Source organism: Flavobacterium sp. Sd200 (genome assembly GCF_009826935.1).
In the GTDB taxonomy this organism is placed as follows: domain Bacteria; phylum Bacteroidota; class Bacteroidia; order Flavobacteriales; family Flavobacteriaceae; genus Flavobacterium.
Map to the genome: position 1 here is coordinate 82,537 of NZ_WUMN01000003.1, position 18,971 is coordinate 101,507.

Sequence of the window (18,971 nt, forward strand, 5' to 3'; positions counted from 1 at the left end):
AACCTCCTTACAATTAATGTGTTATATGATTATTACTTCAAATAAAGACAAAAATTATGGTAGTCTATAATGGCTTTTCCTTTAAGGAGCACATCGGCACCAATAATGCCATGAACAGGTTTGGCTTTATAGTTGCTAAGAGCCTCGTTTACATGACTCATGTCGAACACCACAAGGTTGAAGTTCTTTGTGGTCCAGCGACCCATTTTAAGATGGTTTTTTACAGATGTTTGTGTTAGCATGCCTGTTCCGCCTGCGCCTGCTGCTTTGGTTTCACTGTCGTTTGCAGCCAGCTCAAAGTGGGTTATTCCGGCAAAGTCTACACAACTGTTAGAGGCTCCTGTATCTAAAATAAAATTGCCCTGTACGCCATTTATTTTAGCTTTTACCAAAAGGTGCTGTGTTTTAGAGAGTTTAAATTTTATGCGTTTATACCCCTTTTCTTTCAGGGCACTGTACAGGTCTTTCATTAGTTTGTTATTGAATTATCAAAAATACAACAATAGCCTTCAAAAGAGATGCCAAGTTTGTATTTTTGCCGTTTAGTCAGTTACAATGATATTTACCGATACCCACACCCATATATACAGCGAAGAATTTGCTGCCGACAGCGATGCCATGATGCAACGTGCCTTTAATGCCGGGGTTACACGACTTTTTGTTCCGTCTATAGATAGCAGCAGTACAGCGGCTATGTATGCTTTAGAAAAACAGTATCCTGAAAATGTTTTTCTAATGATGGGACTGCATCCTACATACGTCAAAGAGAATTATAAACAAGAGCTTGAACATGTAGAACAGCAGCTTGCCACGCATAAATTTTATGCCGTGGGCGAAATAGGGGTAGACCTGTATTGGGATAAAACCTATTTAAAGCAACAGCAGAAGGCCTTTAAACACCAAATACAACTTGCAAAAAAATACAAACTGCCCATAAACATACACTGCCGTGATGCTTTTGATGAAACATTCGAAGTGCTGGAAGACGAAAAAGGGGAGGGGTTGTTTGGAATATTCCATTGTTTTAGTGGTGATTTTGAGCAGGTACAGCGAGCCATTAGCTATGGTATGAAGCTGGGTATTGGAGGTGTGGCAACTTTTAAGAACGGCAAAATTGACCAGTTTTTAAACGAAATAGACCTGCAGCATATAGTGCTCGAAACCGATGCTCCCTACCTTGCACCAGTGCCTTACAGGGGCAAGCGCAACGAGAGTGCCTATATACCTGTAATCGCTCAAAAACTAGCCGATATTTACAATGTTTCTTTAGAAGAAATAGCGAGCATTACAACGGCAAATTCTAAAAATGTTTACGGCATTTAACAAAGAATTGGGCAAAAATTCAATAAAATTTTGTTCATTTGCAGTTAGTTTTAACCTTACATAAGTACATGTCCAAATACGATCATATCCGGCCTTTATATGACAGTGAAGTAAACGAGGCTCTGCGAAATATTGTTTACCACCCCATGATGAAAGCTTTAATGAGCTTTACATTTCCGGATGTTGAAGATGAGGTTTGGATAGAACAGCTTAAAAGAACTCACTCTAAGCGCGATTTTCAGGCTAATTTTATATATAACGCTATTCATCAGGTTCTAAAACGCAGCTCTGAAGGTTTTACCACATCGGGCTTCGAAAAACTGGATAAGCACACACCATACCTGTATATTTCCAACCACCGCGATATTATAATGGATACGTCGTTGCTTAATGTAGCGTTGTTAGACCATGGCCTTATCATGACGGCTTCGGCCATTGGCGATAATTTGGTTAAAAAATCGTTCCTGCGCACATTGTCAAGGCTTAACCGCAGTTTTATTGTACAAAGAAGTTTGTCTCCTCGTGAATTGCTGCAAAGCTCTAAACTAATGTCGGAGTTTATATACCACATGCTAACGCGCGAAAACCGTTCGGTATGGATAGCCCAGCGCGAAGGACGTACTAAAGACGGTAACGATGCCACACAACAGGGCGTGCTTAAAATGCTTGCTATGGCTGCCGACGGAACTCCGCTAATGGAATATTTTAAGAACATGAAAATTGTTCCGGTATCAATATCGTATGAGTATGACCCTACCGATGCGCTTAAAATGCCACAGCTTTTGGCGAAGGCTAACGATGAGGTGTATGTAAAGGAAAAAAATGAAGATTTTACTACACTGATAAGCGGAATTATGGGCCAGAAAAAACGCATACACCTGCATGTGGGCGATGTTCTTGATACAGAGCTTGATGCTATTGCCGCCAATAACGACAGTGCAAACAAACAACTACAGGCGTTAGGGCAGGCTATTGATGATTCTATACTGAATTCATACAGGCTGTGGCCTACCAATTATATTGCGTATGACCTGCTGAATAACACCACGCAGTTTGCCGATAAATATACTGAGAAGGAAAAACAGGTATTTGAAAGGCGTCTTGAAATGCGTATAGATATTGAAAACAAAATTTTACGAGACGGTTTCCTTGCCATGTATGCAAACCCTGTGGTTAACAAAATGAAATATCATAATGCCTAAGCCACGCATTTTATTGCTTTATACAGGTGGCACCATAGGCATGGTGAAAAATTTTGAAACGGGTGCGCTCAAAGTTTTCAACTTTAAAAAACTTTTACAAAATATACCAGAGCTTAAACAGCTTGATTGTGATATAGAGACCCTGTCTTTTGAGATGCCTATCGATTCATCTGATATGGATACATTGCAATGGGCAAAAATGGCAACCATTATAAACGATAATTATGATGGTTTCGACGGGTTTGTAATTTTGCACGGGTCAGATACTATGGCCTATTCAGCATCGGCACTGAGCTTTATGCTGCAAAACTTAAACAAGCCTGTTGTGTTTACAGGATCTCAGCTTCCTATTGGCGATTTGCGCACCGATGCCAAAGAAAACCTTATTACTGCCATACAAATAGCATCGTTAACTCAGGACGGTCAGCCTGCAGTGCGCGAAGTATCGCTGTATTTTGAATACAAACTTTATCGTGGCAACCGTACCACAAAAATAAGTGCCGAACATTTTAATGCCTTTACATCGCCCAATTATCCGGCATTGGCAGAAAGCGGTGTGCACTTAAAATTCCATAAAGAATATTTCCTGCCGGCCACACAATATAAGCCGTTACAGGTAAGTTTTGATTTTGACGACAATGTGGCCATTGTAAAAATGTTTCCGGGCATTAATGCAAAGGTGCTTTCGGCATTGCTCAATGTGCCTAACCTTAAAGGTATAGTGCTCGAAACCTATGGGGCGGGCAATGCACCATCGGGCGACTGGTTTATAGGCATACTGCAAAAAGCCATAGAGCGTGGCCTGCATGTGGTAAACGTAACCCAGTGCTGGGGCGGAAGGGTAAACATGGGGCAGTATGAAACCAGCACTATGCTTAAGAAAATCGGGGTAATATCCGGTGCTGATATTACTACAGAGGCTGCTATTACAAAAATGATGTACCTGTTGGGTCAAAATGTGCCACATAGCAATTTTAAAGAACTTTTTGAAACTTCGCTGTGCGGAGAATTGTCTTAATATTTTAGCGGTAATTAATTATTTAATTCTATTTTTGCTGCCGAAATTAGATTTTTAGAGGGGTGGCCGAGTGGTCGAAGGCGCACGCCTGGAAAGTGTGTATGCTCCAAAAGGGCATCGAGGGTTCGAATCCCTTCCCCTCTGCAAAATTTCATAGGTCACATATCTGGTTCATGTTATTCTTTTGGAACGGTGTATAATAAATAATCTTTTGGGAACGTTGATTAATTAACCTTTAGAATTTGGATACAGATGCTCCGGTTACTTTCTGTAATTTGAAGCGTGAAAACTTCAAATTCAGTTCTTTGATTGAAATTTATTGCTAAAATCTCTTACTATATCATTTCTTAGCATTAAAGGTAAGAGTAACAAAAAACAACGCTTGGCCGGATATGAAAAGATTAATTTTTGTTATACTAATTGCTTGTGCAATAGGTTTGAATGCGCAAACAAAAAAGCAGGTATCTCAACTTTCCGATCTATGCAATGTTTGGGGAAATTTAAAATATTTTCATCCGGAAATAGCGGCAGGAAGACATAATTGGGATTCAATTTTGGTTGTATCTGCAAACCAGATCTTAAGTTCAGGCAATAAAAGCATTTTTCAGAATGAAATAGATAAACTCCTGCAAATTGCAGGCAGCAATAATTCTCCTGAATTTGAGATTGATTACTCAGCACATCCGTACACTTATCGGAACATTGACCATTCATGGGTAGAACGAAGCAAGAATCTCACCAAAAATCAAAAAAGTTTATTAAGGTATAATTATTCACATCCTTATCAGGTACAGAATTTTTATGCCCAAAATAACCCTGATGACGATGGTAACATCTGGATGCCAAATGAAAATCCGTATCCTGAAATGAAAATGCCGGATGTAAATTACAGGCTTCTTGGCCTTTTTCGTTTTTGGAACGTGATTAACTACTATTATCCCTATAAATATGCAACAGATAAAAAATGGGATAAGGTGTTAATTGATTTGATTCCTGAATTTGTAAATGCTAATAATACAAGTGCCTACCATAAGGCTATTCTAAGAATGGCAGCTTCTATAGATGACGGGCATGGAGGAGTCTATCCTTTTATTGATCTTGAAGTTGTAGGGAAATACAGTCCGCCATTTTATTTTAAATTGACAGATAACAAGGCTGTAGTAACTAAAATTCTTGATGAGCAGGCAGCCAAAAAAGCCAACCTTAAAGAGGGTAGCGTTATTGAAAAAATAAATGACGTTTCGCTAAAGGCAAAGGCAAAGGAGTTGTGGGAGTATGTTCCGGCAGGAAATGCAGCAGGAAAATACAGAGATCTGCATAAGCTTATTTTGAACAGTAGAGAACCATTGGCAATTTACACGGGTTACAATTCTGACGGAAGCAAATTCTCCTCTGAAATAAAACTTGTTGAGAGCAGTTATATTCAAAATTTTGATAGTTTTCACGGGTTTTCGAGTCCAACAATCTCTAAGATAATTGCTCCTGAAGTTGCTTATGTTTATGCCTCTAATGTTACCTCTAAAAATAGAGACAGTATCTTTTTGCCACTAATGCAAACCAAGGCTATTATACTGGATTTGAGAAATTATCCAAGAACGATGCCTTCTTACACGATTCCTAATTATTTTCTTGACAATCCTACTGTTTACAGCACATGTACAAGAAATGATTTCCGCTACCCAGGATTATTGATCTATGAAAACACCAATGCCGGAAAATGGTACGAAAAAGTTGGAGAAGAAAACCCAAGCCCATATACAGGCAAACTGATCTTACTTGTAGACTACAGGACACAGAGTTTACCTGAATTTGATTGCCTTATTTTAAAAACCTATAAAAATACAATTGTTGTAGGAAACCAAACAGCAGGTGCTGACGGAAATGTTACAAGAATAGTCTTTCCTGGGGGATACAAAATATCATTTTCTGGTTTGGGTATTTATCAGGCAAATGGAGACGAAGCACAACGTGTTGGAATACCTATAGATATTCCCGTAAATTATACTGTTCAGGATTTTGTAGAGGATAAAGACCCAATTTTGAAAAGAGCAATAGAATTTGCTGAAACAGGAAAATAAAAACTACTATTAATGAACGGTCAACGTATTTTTTTCCATTCGTATGCTCCGTTCTGACTAACGATGATGCTTTCCGGATTTCCGTTGACAAGTTTAAATTCACATTTAATGTCCAATAAATTTGACAACTGAAATTGGGTTTGGGATTGAAAAATTAATGGAAATTTACCTTGCCCAGAAATATCAGCCACCAACCCGGATTTTTCTTTTATAATTGTCATAGTCCTTTTAGCATCTGAGACCAACTGATATTTACCTGTATATTTTTGTAAAATTTCATCGGTTAACGTCACTTTGTTTTGTAGCGATTTACCAATCATTATTTCAGATACCCTGATAGCCAGTTTATCTCTTTCGGCATTTTCAGAATTGAACAATAAAACAATATACAGTTGTTTTTCAGGGAAATATCCTTCATAAGATATAAAACCATTTTTGTTCCCGCCATGGTCGATCTTTTTTATGCCGTTAACATCAGCAACATTCCAGCCAAGACCGTAGTTTGTAATTGTTCCATCATTAAGTTTGTATGGTGTAAAGGCCTTGTCTAACAATTCTTTGTTCAGTATACTGTAAGACAATAATCCATTGTTCCATTTTTCTAAATCAGAAGTGTTTGAGAGCAATCCACCTGCCGAATAACCCACGGTTGCGCTCCAAAATTCTGCTTTTTTGTAAATGCTGCCATCTTTAAAGTATCCCGAAACACGGTTTGGAATTATAGCTTCATTGCTGTCATAAAAGGTGTGATCCATTTTTAACGGTATAAAAATGTTGTCTTTTAAATAGTCGGCATATTTTCTGCCACTTACTTTTTCGATAATGTATCCTAAAAGTATGTAGTCGGAATTACAGTATTTGTAAGCCGTTCCGGGTACAAATTCCAAAGGGATTTTTTTAAAGATATCAATCAGTTCTAAAGGAGTATAGTCCATCCTTTCTCCAAATTTCTGACCTGTATCTACCTGTAAATAGTCTTTAAGACCAGAAGTGTGCGATAAAAGATGCTGTATTTCAATACCTTTTCCTTCAAAACCATCGATGTATTTATCTAAATTATCATCTAACCTGATTTTTCCTTTTTCAACCAATTGTAATATGGCGATAGCTGTAAACTGCTTAGTTATTGAAGCAATGCTAAAAACAGATGTTGTTTTGAGGGGAACATCTAACTCTAAATTTGCGCTGCCGAAAGCTTTGTTGTAAACAGTATTACCGTTTTGCGATATGAGTACAGAGCAGCCGGGTGTTTTCTCTGAAAAATCTTTTTCAAAAAGCGCATCAAGCTCTTTTTCAATTTGAGAATTTTGACTGTAGAGGTGTATGCTTATTAAAAATGTAAAAAGTAGCCCCAGTGTTTTCATTTTTATAATATTTTGCATGTTGTGGTAAACAAATTAACAAAATATATTGATAAGTACAGGGGGTGTAAAACGTTAATAATTAACGTAACAGTACCCGTGCAACTAATAATAGATACTGCAATTGGGCAGCACCTCTTTTATGCGTTGTTTTTCTTTGGCAGATATAGGGTTGCCATTTAGTATAAGTGTTTTTAAATTGGTAAGATTGCCAATGTTTTGCGGAAACTGTTTAATGTTGTTGTTAGACAACGACAGCGATTCCAGGTTTTTTAGCGTAGTAATGCCTTCTGGAAGTAAGCTCAGTTCGTTATTATTAACAATAAGGTTTTTTAAACGGGTAAGCTGCTGTATCGATTCCGGAAAACTGCGCAGGTAATTAAACTCCAGGTTCAGTTCTTCAAGACCGGAAAGCTTTGCCCAGTCGGCATCAAACTCATAAAATTGGTTGTGCCCCAGTTGTAACAGCTTTAGCTTGTTTAGCTGCGTTATTTGCTGTGGCAGGTAGCTAAGCTGGTTGTTTTCTAACTGTAAAGCCTCAAGGCTTTTGCAGTTGCCAATAGTAACCGGCAATGCCGTAAGGTTATTGGATGACAGGTGCAAAAACTTTAGTTGCTTTAGTTTTTGTAGAGAAGATGGGAGAGAGGTCAGTGCATTATCAGATACGTCGAGCCTTACCAGTTTTTTCAGTTGCCCTATATTATCAGGCAAAAATTTAAGCGAGTTGAGTTTAAGGTTCAGTACCTCAAGTTTTTTTAACGATAGTATTGGAGCTTCTACCTGCTCAAGGTTGTTGCCCATAAGGTTTAAAAAAGTCAGTTGCTGCAGTGCTTCGATACCCTCGGGGGCATGAAAAAGGCCTTTGTCCCTAAAGTTTAGCTGGTGTGCGTTGTTCTTATCGGCCATTGCCTGATGCACGCTTTGGTAAACCCTGTCTTTAATAGGGCTTGGGTTTTGCGCGTGGCACACAAAGCTGAACAATAGCGTACTGAATAGAAACTTGTACATGATAACAATCGTTGAATTATTGCTGCGCTGTGGCAGTATTTTTTGTAATGCTTTTTTTGCCGGGTTTGTGTTTTAAACCGGTATAAAGATTTTGTTCTTTAGAGTCCTTTTTTAACAAGGGCACATTGGCAGTAAGTGCCATGACCACGCTCCAGGCTATAAAGAATAAAAGTAAGGATGCTATGCTTTTTTTCATGATGTTGTGTGTTAAGAAAATAAAAAAAGTGGGGCGGCACATGCCGCCCCACTTAAGAGATTAATTATTTAACCTTTAAAAGTTTGTAGGTTCCGGTAGTATTACCAACGTTTAGTTTGATAATAAATACCTGCTCGCCTGCATAGTTAGAAAGATCAAGCTCAATTTTCTGGCTACCACTAATGGTTTTAATGTTTTGCTTGTCAGTCACTTTACGGCCTGTAAGGTCATAAACTTCAACTGAAACATTCTCACCAATAGACCTTTGGTTAAGCTCTATAGTAACTTTACCGCTTGTAGGGTTAGGATAAAGTGCCACTGTACCTTTTATAGGGTTGTTATGGCCCATTTCTTCATCTACAAGTATGTACTCTGTTTTAACTTCTTCGTCTGTACCTGCAACGTTTTGTGTTACAAGCGTTACATCATAAGTACCCGCAGTGTTGTAAGTAACTGTTGGATTCTGTTCTGTAGAAGTAGCAGGAGTACCGCCTTCAAACGTCCACGACCAAGAGGTTGGGTTGTTTGTAGACATATCGGTAAATGTTACCGTTTGGCCTTCTGTAACCGTAACCTGGTTGGCAACGAAATCTGTTATCGGAGCCTGAGCGCCAAGATACTGGCTTAGTGAGAATACCACCGTAGCCGAGGCATTAAACCTCACCTGACCGAAAGTAGCATCCATTTGCTCTGTGTTTGCGCCACTTGGGTGCTGTACAGAGAAGAATCCGTATTTGTAGTCTGGTGTAAAGGTTAAACCTGTTGGCTCAGAACCGTTTGGCATAGAACCAAAGATCTTAATGTTAGGAATATCCTGTTTGTGATCCGGAGCAATAACCCAAATGTAGTTACGGCCACCATCCTGGCATACCCATAGGTTACCCCTGTCGTCAAACACAAGGTTGTCGTTACCGTCGCCCCAAGGCTCGTTAACTACACCACCTGCAGTTTCTATAGGGTAATCCCTTCCACCTGCAAATACTTCAAAGTCAGATATTGTTTCACCATTATCTTTAAAGCGGTAGATACGGTTTTTACCTTTAGAAGTAAAGTAAACCATGCCGTTATACGGATTGATCTCACAGTCTTCAACACCATTAAAGTTAGTACCTCCAAGGGCAGCAGCATTAATGTTAAGGTTGTTCCTGTCGGGCTGAGTGGCATTAGGTACTTCTACCCATGTAGCTGTAGATGAACTTGGCTCGTCAGACGATAGTGCAAGGTCAAGCTTAAGTACATAAACCCTACCAGAGTAAAGGTTGCCCGGTGTTGTTGGTACAAATTTGTACACACAGTGCGTACCACCGTCTTCACCATAATAAGCAGCAGTACCATCTGCTTTAACCACTACGTTTTCGTGGTTCATACGGCCCATAGCCCACAGTTTTTCCTGTATGCCGTTGCCATATTGTTTTACTAAACCTGTTGCCGGGTCTATTTCTACTAACCAGCCCACATCCTGGTAACCGTCTCCGTTTACGTCTCCGGCATCTGTAGCTTCTTCAGCAGTTACTACAGTACCCCAAGGTGTAGTACCACCACTACAGTTTCTGTTAGTAGTTACAAGGTTGCTATTGTAGAAGTCTACAGCCATAGAGCGGTCTATAGACCACAAGGCGTTTTCTGTGTCTAAATGCAGGTTTATCATTGATACACCTCCAGGGTTGTTTTCGTGGTTAACCGAAAGGTGACCTGTTGTGCTGCTGCCATCAATTGGCACATAAGCAGTATAGTCGTGGTTACCCGGAACGTTTCCTCCACCCTCAGTGTAAGTAGTACCTTCTTTATGGATCAGCTGGAAGCGGTGCTCGCCAGGAATAATCATATTAGGGGTCATACCTGTTGGGTTGATTGACACAAAGCATGAAATATGCTCTTCATCGCAAGTAAGAGAAAGATCTTCCGCATCTTTTACATACATATCAAACTTAATGTCTGAGCTGCTTGCAGAACGGTTGTGAACTTCTACCGCTATACGGTTAACACCATCGTTAAATATAGATTTAGGAAGTTGTTGTGTAAAGTACCTGTTCTCATCGGCACCGTCAATAGTTTCTGCCGAGAATGTACGGTAAGTAATAACACCCTCCGGCATGTTTTGCCTGAATGCTTCCACACCGTTTACATAGATAACGGCACCGTCATCACGTTTAACACCAAACTCTACCATATCGGCAACATCAGCAAGGTTGATGTTGATGTCTCTGTAGAAATAGCTGGTAACATATTTATCTGCCGAGTTAGGCCCGTAAGAAATGTTAGTGTTTACCGGGTCGCCATAACCAAACGGAGCATTCCCGCTGGCCCAGCCTTCTTGGTAGGTTGTAACACCCCATTCTACATCGTCAAGGCTTGTGCCGTTGTCAAGGTAATGCCACTGGCTGTCTTTAGGCAGCGGGTAGTTTGCTGCATCAAGGGCAGGAGGCAGGGCTACTACGCTCATGTCAAAGCTAAGGTCTGAACTGTTGGCTGTTGCCTGGTGAAGCTCTACTGCAATAACGTTCTCACCATCTACAAGTAGGTTAGATACGGTGTTGTTAAAGTAAGTAGTCTCATCGGCACCGCCAATGGTAGAACTTGCAAAAGTGTTGTAAGTAATATCTCCTTCCGGCATGTTGCTGCGGAAAGCTTCTGTACCGTTTACATACACTACCACACCATCGTCTTTAAGTGTGCTGAATACAAGCGACCCGAATTGAGAAGCGTCTTCAACATTAAAGATATGCCTGAAGTAGTAAGTAGGATATTTGTTTTGGCTGTCAGGGCCAAAGCTTAGCGTTGTGCTCTCGTTGCCATCGCCATAACCAAGGATACCGTTACCAAAATGCCATGAAGCATCGTCATAGTCAGTACTTGTCCATGCTGTACCAAGATCTACACCTGTGTCGTTATACTTCCAAAGGCTTTGCTGGGTTACAGGGAAAGAACCTACAGGATATTCTGTATCGCTTATCCATGCAAGATACACAGGCTCATCGCTGAAAGTTATAGATGAGAACGTAACAATGTTGTTTTCTTTAGTACCTTGTGCAATTACTGTATACTCTCCGGCAGGGTTGCCTGTTAAAAGCATATAGTTGTTTGCAAGTACGTTAACGTCATTAAGGTTTTCAAATACCTGTCTAAGGTCTACCTTAAGACTGCCGCTTTCAATAAATAACGATTCTACCTTCCAACGGCTGTTAAGGTATTTTCTTCCTGTTTCTGTGCCGGGTAGGTCAAGTATTTCAGTACCTGCTTCTGTACCTATAACTACGTTGTTGTCCATTGTAGCTACGGCATCGGCAAGATAAAGACCGTTCCTGTTATCGTTCCTTAAGCTCCAGTTACCCGAAACTTTATTACGGTAAGCTGCCTCCATATCCCTTACAGGATCTGTAGCAGGAATAATGCTTGCGTTGGTGTAAGGAACCTCTACGTTTACAGATCCGCTGTTTACAAGGAAACCGCTGTTGTCCTGGTTAAAAGTATAGTTGTAAGAAAGGTTAGCCGTTTCTGCTGGCATTGTTAAGTGCATATCGCGCTTAATTTCTTCCTGGGTTTTAGCCACCGTCCAGATACGGAACTCGTCTATATCACTGTTAGTAGGTGCGTTGTTTGCAACATTTTTACCAAAGGCAAGGTTGTTAGAACAAGGAGCAAATGTGCCTACCGTTGTGCTGCTTGCAAGCTCGCCGTTTACATAAAATTTAAATTCACCGTTTGGTACAAAAGTTACCGCAACGTGGTTCCATTCGTTAACCCTCCATACGTGAGTTGAGTTAAGTGAATTCCAGCCTCCCTGAGCACCCCTACCGGTAATGGTTTGCAGTGTCTGGTTGCTAAGGAACTCCATTTCCCAGCCGTGGTTACCTGCTGTTAAGCTTGTAAAGCCTACAAGTTTAGTATTACCACCTGCAGGCTGTGTTAAACGGCCCCACATTTCTATGGTAAACTCACCAGAAAGGGCTTGGTTAACACCTTCCCTTGGTACATATACCTCGTGTCCACCTGCAAGATGAAGCGCACCACCCTGCTCTGCAATAACAGCATCTACATCTGTAGTAAAGGCAAGGTAGTAGTTGCCCATGTTTAGAGCAATGTTGTCAAAGTTTACAAGTAAACCTTCGGCAGTACCTGTAGCAACAGTTTCATAAACACTGTTAGGGTCGCCTTTTATAAGTCTGTACTCACGCACTGTTGCGTTGGTTTGCGCAGGGTTAGCAAATACCTCTTCAAGGTTTACCTGTAGGTTTGCTGTTGCAATTCCCTGAGCATTTAAATGCCATCCTCCGGTTACATAAGATGTATCTTCTTCGTTTCCAAGGGCAGCAATTGTATTGTTGTCGTTACGGCTGATTACTACGTTCTCAGTAAAACTTGTAATATCTGTAGTAAGATATAAACCGTTTGCTGTTTCGTTAGTAAAACTCCAGTTACCAGTCATATCATCCGGGAACGATGTGTTAACATCGGCCACAGGGCTTGTAGCATCTATGATCTGGGCATTTGTGTAAGCAATTGGATTGGTATTAATACCGTTGTTCTCTAATGTACCGTTGTCTTCCTGGTCAAACGTAAAGTTGTACACAAGGTTGTTATCGGTAGCATCTAAGTTAGCATGTAACTGTGCAAGTATCTCTTCCTGGGTTTTTGCTTTGTTCCACACACGGAACTCATCCATGATAGATGATGTCTGGCTGTTGTAGTTTAAGCTTCTTCCAAGTGCAAAGTTCCAGTTGTCGTTAGGTACAAAAGCTGCATAAGGGGCAGAGTTTTTAAGCTCGCCGTTTACATAAAGCTTGATTGTTTCGCCCGGAACTGCTGTTACTGCAACGTGGTTCCACTCGCCAATTACAAGAGACTGGCCTGAGTTGATACTGTTCCAGCCACTACCTGTACCGTTACCAAATGTTGCTGATACCGAATTGTTATCAGGTATTTCGATAGTAAAGCCTGTAGTGTTATTGTTTACCCTTCCGTGGCTTGATACAAGTGGTGTGTTGTTACCAGGGTCAGACGTTAGGTTAACCCAGAACTCTACCGTAAAGTTACCGCTCAATACAGGGTTAATATCAGCACGTGGTATTTGTACCTGATGGTTGCCTGTTAACGATAATGCGCCACCACGACCTGCTGTAAACTGGCCTTCGGCCCAGGCTACAAAGTAACTACCCTGTGCAAGGTTAGCATTGTAGAAAGTAGCATTCTGTCCGTCAAAGCTGCCTTCGGCAACCTCAGTAAATTCAGTTTCGCTTTCCTGTTTAAGCAGGTAGTAATGACCAGCACCCGGAGCTACAGTGCTAAAGTTTGGCACTGCCTCGTTAAGGTTAATCCTTACGGTTGCAAAAGGGCTGTTTACAGGGTCTATATGCCATCCGCCTGTAGCATATGTCATGCCGTCATGACCCGGAACTGCTGCAGTTGTATCTTCATTGTTTTTACCAATAATGATGTTGCTGCTGTAGTTTGTAATAGCATCCGGCAATGTTAAACCTGCGTTGTTAATGTTGTTGTTACGGCTCCATTTGCCGGTAACCACATCGCGATACTCCTCTGCAATAATACTAACCGGAGAAGTTGCAGGGGCAAGAAGTGCACCTGTAATAGCTATGTCTGTATTGGCAGATCCAAGGTCGTCTACTACAGTAACTGCTTCTTCATCGCTGTTAAATGTAAAGTAGTGGGCAAGGTTTTCTTCTGCGCCTGTAAGCGAGTAGTGCATACGGGCAGCAATTTCTTCCTGTGTAAGTGCAGTTGTCCAGATGCGGAACTCATCAAGATCAGCATCGATACCACCAGAGTACTGAGGGCTCTTACCAAAACCAAGACCCCAGTTGTTAGGAATGTACTGGCCAAAGTTGCCCTGAGCAATAAGCACACCGTTTACATAATATTTCATTTGGCCATTGCGTGTAGCTGTAAGCGCCACGTGGTTCCATTCGCCTATTGTCCATGCAGCACCCTGCTCAGATATAGTAGTCCATCCGCTTCCGTTGTTACCTACAACAATATTTAGTTTGTTACTGTCCGGGAACTCGAAAGATATACCTGTACTGTTGTTGTTTACACGACCGTTGCTGGCAACAAGCTTGTAGTTAGTGCCCGGGTCGCTGTTTAGCTTGCCCCAAAATTCTATAGTAAAATCCTGGTCAAGTGCAGCATTGGTAGCATCGCCTGTAAGGCCCATGTTTTGTCCGCCACTCATTTTTAAAACGCCGCCACGTGTAGATTCTACCTCTGCATCGTTCATGATCTCTTCGTCAGAAATGATCCTGCCGTAAAGCATAAACTCGTCTAAGCTACCAATAAACCTCCTGTTCTGGAAGTTATTACCTATAGTAACATTCGCTGTAGAAGCCGTTGGCGAAACAACGTTAGCCCAAGACTGGATAAGGAAACCGTTAAAATAAAGAGACAGTTTTCTTCTTACGTTGTCATATTTCCATGCTACATGGCTCCATGCGTTTGGAAGCACGCTATAGTTACTGGTATAAACTGTATTGTTAGCATGGTTTGTAAACGTTAGTTTGCCTGCATTGTCCATACCAAGGCTCATACCCATTCCTGCTGCACCATTAGATATAAATGTAGCACCGTTAGATGGTATCTGGCTTGGGTTTATCCACATTACAAGGCTAAATGGCCTGTCGTGGAAATCTAATGCATTAACCGATGCTGTATGTACATCTGATGTTGCAGAGAACTGTGCTGCGCTGTTTGCTACATCGTTCCTGTCTGCACCAAAAGTTACACCTGTAGCAGAAAAAGCATGGTTGTGTTCAGAAGCATCTGTAAGCGAGTTCTCAATGCCTAAAGAAAGTTTAAGCGCATCGCTGTTTTGGCTTGTAAGCATATCCTGGTGAATGATTTCTTCAAAATATGGCTGCCCGTCAAGGCCAACATATTCTACTTTCATCCTGCGGTCGCCTTCTTCACCAAAAACATTAACCCTTAGGTAGGTTTGTTTTACACCTGTAAGAATGTAATCGCTGCCATAATTAATGTTGTAGCGTCCGTTTCCTGTACCCACGTCAGAGTTAAGGTTGCCCGAAAGTACATCATATAAAGGATACTTAGTATCGCCCTCACGTATCATGAATTTTTGCTCATGAATGTCTGCACTAAGCGATATAACACCATTTACGTTGTTATCTCTTATATACTGTATAATTTCGTTACCCTGAGCCGTGTTACAAAAATTACGGCCACCACAGTTGCGCTCAAAAGACGGTGTTCCGTTTACAAGCACTTTAAATGTAGCAGTAGAGTTTAGCAGGCCTGATTTTAACCATGCAAGCTGGTCCGGGCCTAAATGCTGCTGTGTGCCATCGCGGTAGCTGCGGTTGTCCAGTATAAAATACTCAACGTCTTTGTACACATAAGAAGAGTAAAGCCCCGGTCCTTCAGGAGTATCAAGATACTCCGGGTTTGGCCACCAGTCTTTAAATATCTCACGCATTTCGCCAAGCGTAGGCATGTTTTTGTTAAACTCGTTTGGTCCTGTATCATGGTTGTCTGTAATAGCTATTTGCGGCATTGCCGAAATTAGCTGGTCATGATACTGCCTGTAAAACAGGTAACGGTCAAAAGCCATGTCTTTGTTAGCCCAGTCGTCTACACCATCAGGGCACTGGCCCATGGCGTGTTCAAGGCCTAATAAGTAAACGGCATCGCCAAGCCACACCATCATGTCGCTTTGTTCGCGTGCCATTACATTAAAGATCTCCGGGTCGCCATTAATGTGGAAAGCCGATTCCGGAGTGTCAATACAGCGGCTTAGGTCATAGATCCTAGCACATCCGCCCGATAAAAATTCAAAGTCGCTAAGGGTGTTTTGCCCATTAACAACATGTGCAGTGCGCCCGCTTGGCGCTCCGTCTACCATTACATTTGCGGTGTAAGTGGTGCCTTCCGTAAGGCCTGTGTACTCAAACGAACGTAGGCTGTACCCCAGGCGGTCGTCCTGGTTGTGTACAGTACCGGTAAGCGAAACTCCCGGAGCATCGCTGCCTGTTAACGAGATGTTTAGCTCACTGCCGGAACCCGTGTTGTTCTTGGTTAGCACCCATACCCGCACCTTGTTGTTGTAGACGGGGCTCATCATGGGGCCATGTACGATGGAATCTCCCGGAATGGACTGGGCACTTGCACCCTGACTCAAACCTAAAGATACCAACAAGCCTAAAAAGAGTAAATTCTTTTTCATGAGTTGTGTTGTTGAAAAAAGTTAGTGATTGAAATATTAGCGGCAAACTTACCTTTTTGGGGTTGGGGGCTACCCGTACAAAAACTTAAGTTTAGTTTAAGTAAACATCAATTGAGGTTATAAAAATCCGGCATACTGACACTTTTGTTACAAAAAAAGTGTTACAAAAATCACAGTATGATGAATGTGTTTTGGTATATCGTTGTAGTGATTTAGTATTTTTACTTAATTAACATAATGCAATATATTATTGTTTGCTAAAAGCTAAAAAATACGATTTAACCTACAGTTTACATGAGACTACTTATTAAAACACCGTTAAAAGCGACTTAACAATTATGCAGAAAATATTTGCTAAAAATATTTTTTAACGTTTCGTATTGAAGAATTGATAATTAATGGCTTCTTTTTGAAGCGATAAGTGTGTTGTTTTAGATTTAGCAAAAAAAATCCGTTGGTCAATACCAGCGGATTTTTTCTCTCGCAAAGTCGCAGAGGCGCGAAGCTATCTTGTCTTTTTGTCTTACCATAGCGACGTAAGGATTGTCTTTGCGTTTCTGCGACTTTGCGTAAAATTTATAGTTCAATTAATGTTTGATTGAACTGCGGCTTTTGACTTTAGGACTTTAAAATTTCCGACTTGCTAGTACGGATTATCAGTCAGCGATTCTATAAAAGCAATAATGGCATCGATCTCTTTTTTGCTGAGGTTGAGCGCATCGGGTGCCAGCGTTTGGTTGGGTACTTCATATTCAAAGCCCATGCCCGCTGCACCGCCACGATTGTAAAAATCTAATACCTCTTCTAAAGTGGCATACCCGCCGTTATGAAAGTAGGGCGCCGTAAGTTTAGCATTGCGAACTGTTACGGTTTTAAACGACGAGCGGTATATCTCTTCTTTATCTTCGGCAAGACCGCTAAGCATGCGCCCGGGGTCGTTATCTTTAGTGGTGTTATTAGAATTTGTAAACACACCCAAAACCTCGCTTTCGTTTTCCTGATACAGCGGAGGCACAAGCCCACTAAACGTAGGGGTATAATGGCAGGTGGCACAGGCTGCCTTTCCGGTAAAGAGGTTAAAGCCCTGCCTTATCTGTGCCGATATGGTTTTTGTTTTGCCCTGTACAAACCTGTCGAAAGCACTGTTAAATGAACGAAGCGATAGTACATAAGATGATAATGCCGCGGCAAACTGGTGTCGGGAAACATTTTTAGTTTTAAAAAGCAGACCAAATTGTTTGCTGTATTGCGCATTGTTGTTCAGTTTGTCTTCTATACTTTTAAAACTGGTATTAAACTCAAGGTGGTTGGCAATAACGTGTTCTGCCTGATCTTCGAGGTCTACAGCACGCAGGTCGTAAAAGTATTTATCGGCAAAAACCGAGTTTATTAAAGTAGGCGAATTGCGCAACACCCTTTTACCATCTACACTGGCAAGAGATGTTTTTTGCCCGTCGGTAAAAGCAAGTTCCGGTTTGTGGCAGCTGGCACAGCTCATGTTGCCGCGTTTGCTTAATGATGCATCATAGAATAATTTTTTGCCTAATTGGCGAAGGCTGTCGCTGTCGTTTTCTTTTTTCAGCAGGCTGTAGTAGTACGGGTTTAAAAAATCTTCTGAAAAGATATTATCACTTTCAGCATTCCACGACGGTACTTTTGTCCATCGCTGTGCCGACGATGGCAGCTTTAAACTTTGTTGTACTTTGCCTAATTCTTTGTATAGCGGATTTATGTGTGCCGTTAAAAACTCCAGCCTGTCAAAATTGTCAAAGCTGTTGTTAGTAGTAAGGTATGCTTTTGCATTTTTAAACAACAGGTTAACTTTTTGATTTGTAGCAGCCGGAGCTTTTTGTATTAACGGTGCAATAATTACTTCTATTCCTTTTATAGATGATACCGCTTCGGGCAATGCATTTAGTGAGCCGGGTGTATCAAAACCCGTAACACCCATAGTAAAAATGCGCACCAGTTCGAGGCGTGCGGCTTCTATAATTTCAAAGTCATAAAAAAAGTTGCGTTGGTTAACCGATGCCTCTACAGCAGGAATGGCAAGGGTTAATTTTTTAGTCAGTTCCAGTATAGCATCTTTAGATGCTTCTGCCTCATCCGAAAATATCATTTCGTCCAGAGCCTGAAGGCCTACAGGGTCTATAACACGTTGTTCGCCACGGTAATGTTCCGTATCCAAATAATCCAATGGAATATCTTTGCTGTATTCCTGTGGTGTTACACCATAATAGTTGTTATTACTATATTCTTCCTTAACCGGGTAGGGGTCTAAGTGTTTTAAAGGCGCGCCATTTAGGTAGGCCTTGCTGTGCTTTGGGTAGTAATATTCTAACCAGGTTTCGCTAAGCTTGTAGACTTTACGGGTTTGTGCAAGCTGTTGGCGCAGTTGTTTTAAGGTTGTTTCTCCTTTGGCAAAAGCCGCTGCAGTAGCATTAAGTTTATTAGCTTCTGTATTGAACGCTTTTATTCCCGAAACAATAACAGGTTTAAATTCGTCCTGATAATATTCGCTTTTTGCAGTTTGCATTTTAGGTGCAAAACAAAGAACGACAAAAGCAACAACGGGCAATACAAATTTAAAGTTCATG

10 protein-coding genes and 1 tRNA gene are annotated in these 18,971 nt (G+C 41.2%); 5 read left to right on the forward strand and 6 right to left on the reverse strand.

Features of this window, described 5'->3' with window-relative positions:
* Positions 1-32 precede the first annotated feature (32 nt).
* On the reverse strand, positions 33-470 hold the full coding sequence (locus GR160_RS09680) for a retropepsin-like aspartic protease (protein WP_160749679.1): 438 nt from the start codon (positions 468-470) through the stop codon (positions 33-35).
* Positions 471-555: 85 nt separating this feature from the next.
* On the opposite strand from GR160_RS09680, the gene GR160_RS09685 reads away from it, so the two are divergent.
* The 5 genes from GR160_RS09685 (at position 556) to GR160_RS09705 (ending at position 5,621) form a co-directional block, all read left to right on the forward strand.
* Entirely contained in the window at positions 556-1,323 is a 768-nt protein-coding gene (locus GR160_RS09685; protein ID WP_160749680.1) for a TatD family hydrolase, read from the forward strand.
* A gap of 68 nt (positions 1,324-1,391) precedes the next feature.
* Positions 1,392-2,525, forward strand: a complete 1,134-nt coding sequence (locus tag GR160_RS09690) for a 1-acyl-sn-glycerol-3-phosphate acyltransferase (protein WP_160749681.1) — start codon at positions 1,392-1,394, stop codon at positions 2,523-2,525.
* Positions 2,518-3,543, forward strand: coding sequence for an asparaginase (locus tag GR160_RS09695; protein WP_202390757.1), 1,026 nt, complete (start codon positions 2,518-2,520; stop codon positions 3,541-3,543). Before GR160_RS09690 ends, GR160_RS09695 begins: the two co-directional genes overlap by 8 nt.
* Before the next feature lie 56 nt (positions 3,544-3,599).
* Positions 3,600-3,687: transfer RNA gene (locus tag GR160_RS09700), tRNA-Ser, on the forward strand.
* A 248-nt stretch (positions 3,688-3,935) separates the two neighbouring features.
* On the forward strand, positions 3,936-5,621 hold the full coding sequence (locus tag GR160_RS09705; RefSeq protein ID WP_160749682.1) for a S41 family peptidase: 1,686 nt from the start codon (positions 3,936-3,938) through the stop codon (positions 5,619-5,621).
* 20 nt (positions 5,622-5,641) lie between these two features.
* Here GR160_RS09705 and GR160_RS09710 read toward each other — a convergent pair whose 3' ends face one another.
* The 5 genes from GR160_RS09710 to GR160_RS09730 all read right to left on the reverse strand — a co-directional run bounded on the left by GR160_RS09710 (position 5,642) and on the right by GR160_RS09730 (position 18,970).
* Positions 5,642-6,985: a serine hydrolase gene (locus GR160_RS09710; RefSeq protein WP_160749683.1), complete on the reverse strand. Its 1,344-nt coding sequence runs from the start codon at positions 6,983-6,985 to the stop codon at positions 5,642-5,644.
* A 102-nt stretch (positions 6,986-7,087) separates the two neighbouring features.
* Positions 7,088-7,990 (reverse strand): leucine-rich repeat domain-containing protein, encoded by a 903-nt coding sequence (locus tag GR160_RS09715; protein ID WP_160749684.1) that lies wholly within the window; start codon positions 7,988-7,990, stop codon positions 7,088-7,090.
* Positions 7,991-8,006: 16 nt separating this feature from the next.
* Positions 8,007-8,186 (reverse strand): hypothetical protein, encoded by a 180-nt coding sequence (locus GR160_RS09720; protein WP_160749685.1) that lies wholly within the window; start codon positions 8,184-8,186, stop codon positions 8,007-8,009.
* Between the two features lie 64 nt (positions 8,187-8,250).
* Positions 8,251-16,374, reverse strand: a complete 8,124-nt coding sequence (locus GR160_RS09725) for a LamG-like jellyroll fold domain-containing protein (protein WP_160749686.1) — start codon at positions 16,372-16,374, stop codon at positions 8,251-8,253.
* Positions 16,375-17,017: 643 nt separating this feature from the next.
* A complete protein-coding gene (locus tag GR160_RS09730; protein ID WP_160749687.1) occupies positions 17,018-18,970 on the reverse strand; it encodes a cytochrome-c peroxidase in 1,953 nt (650 codons plus the stop codon).
* Between the last annotated feature and the right edge of the window lies 1 nt (position 18,971).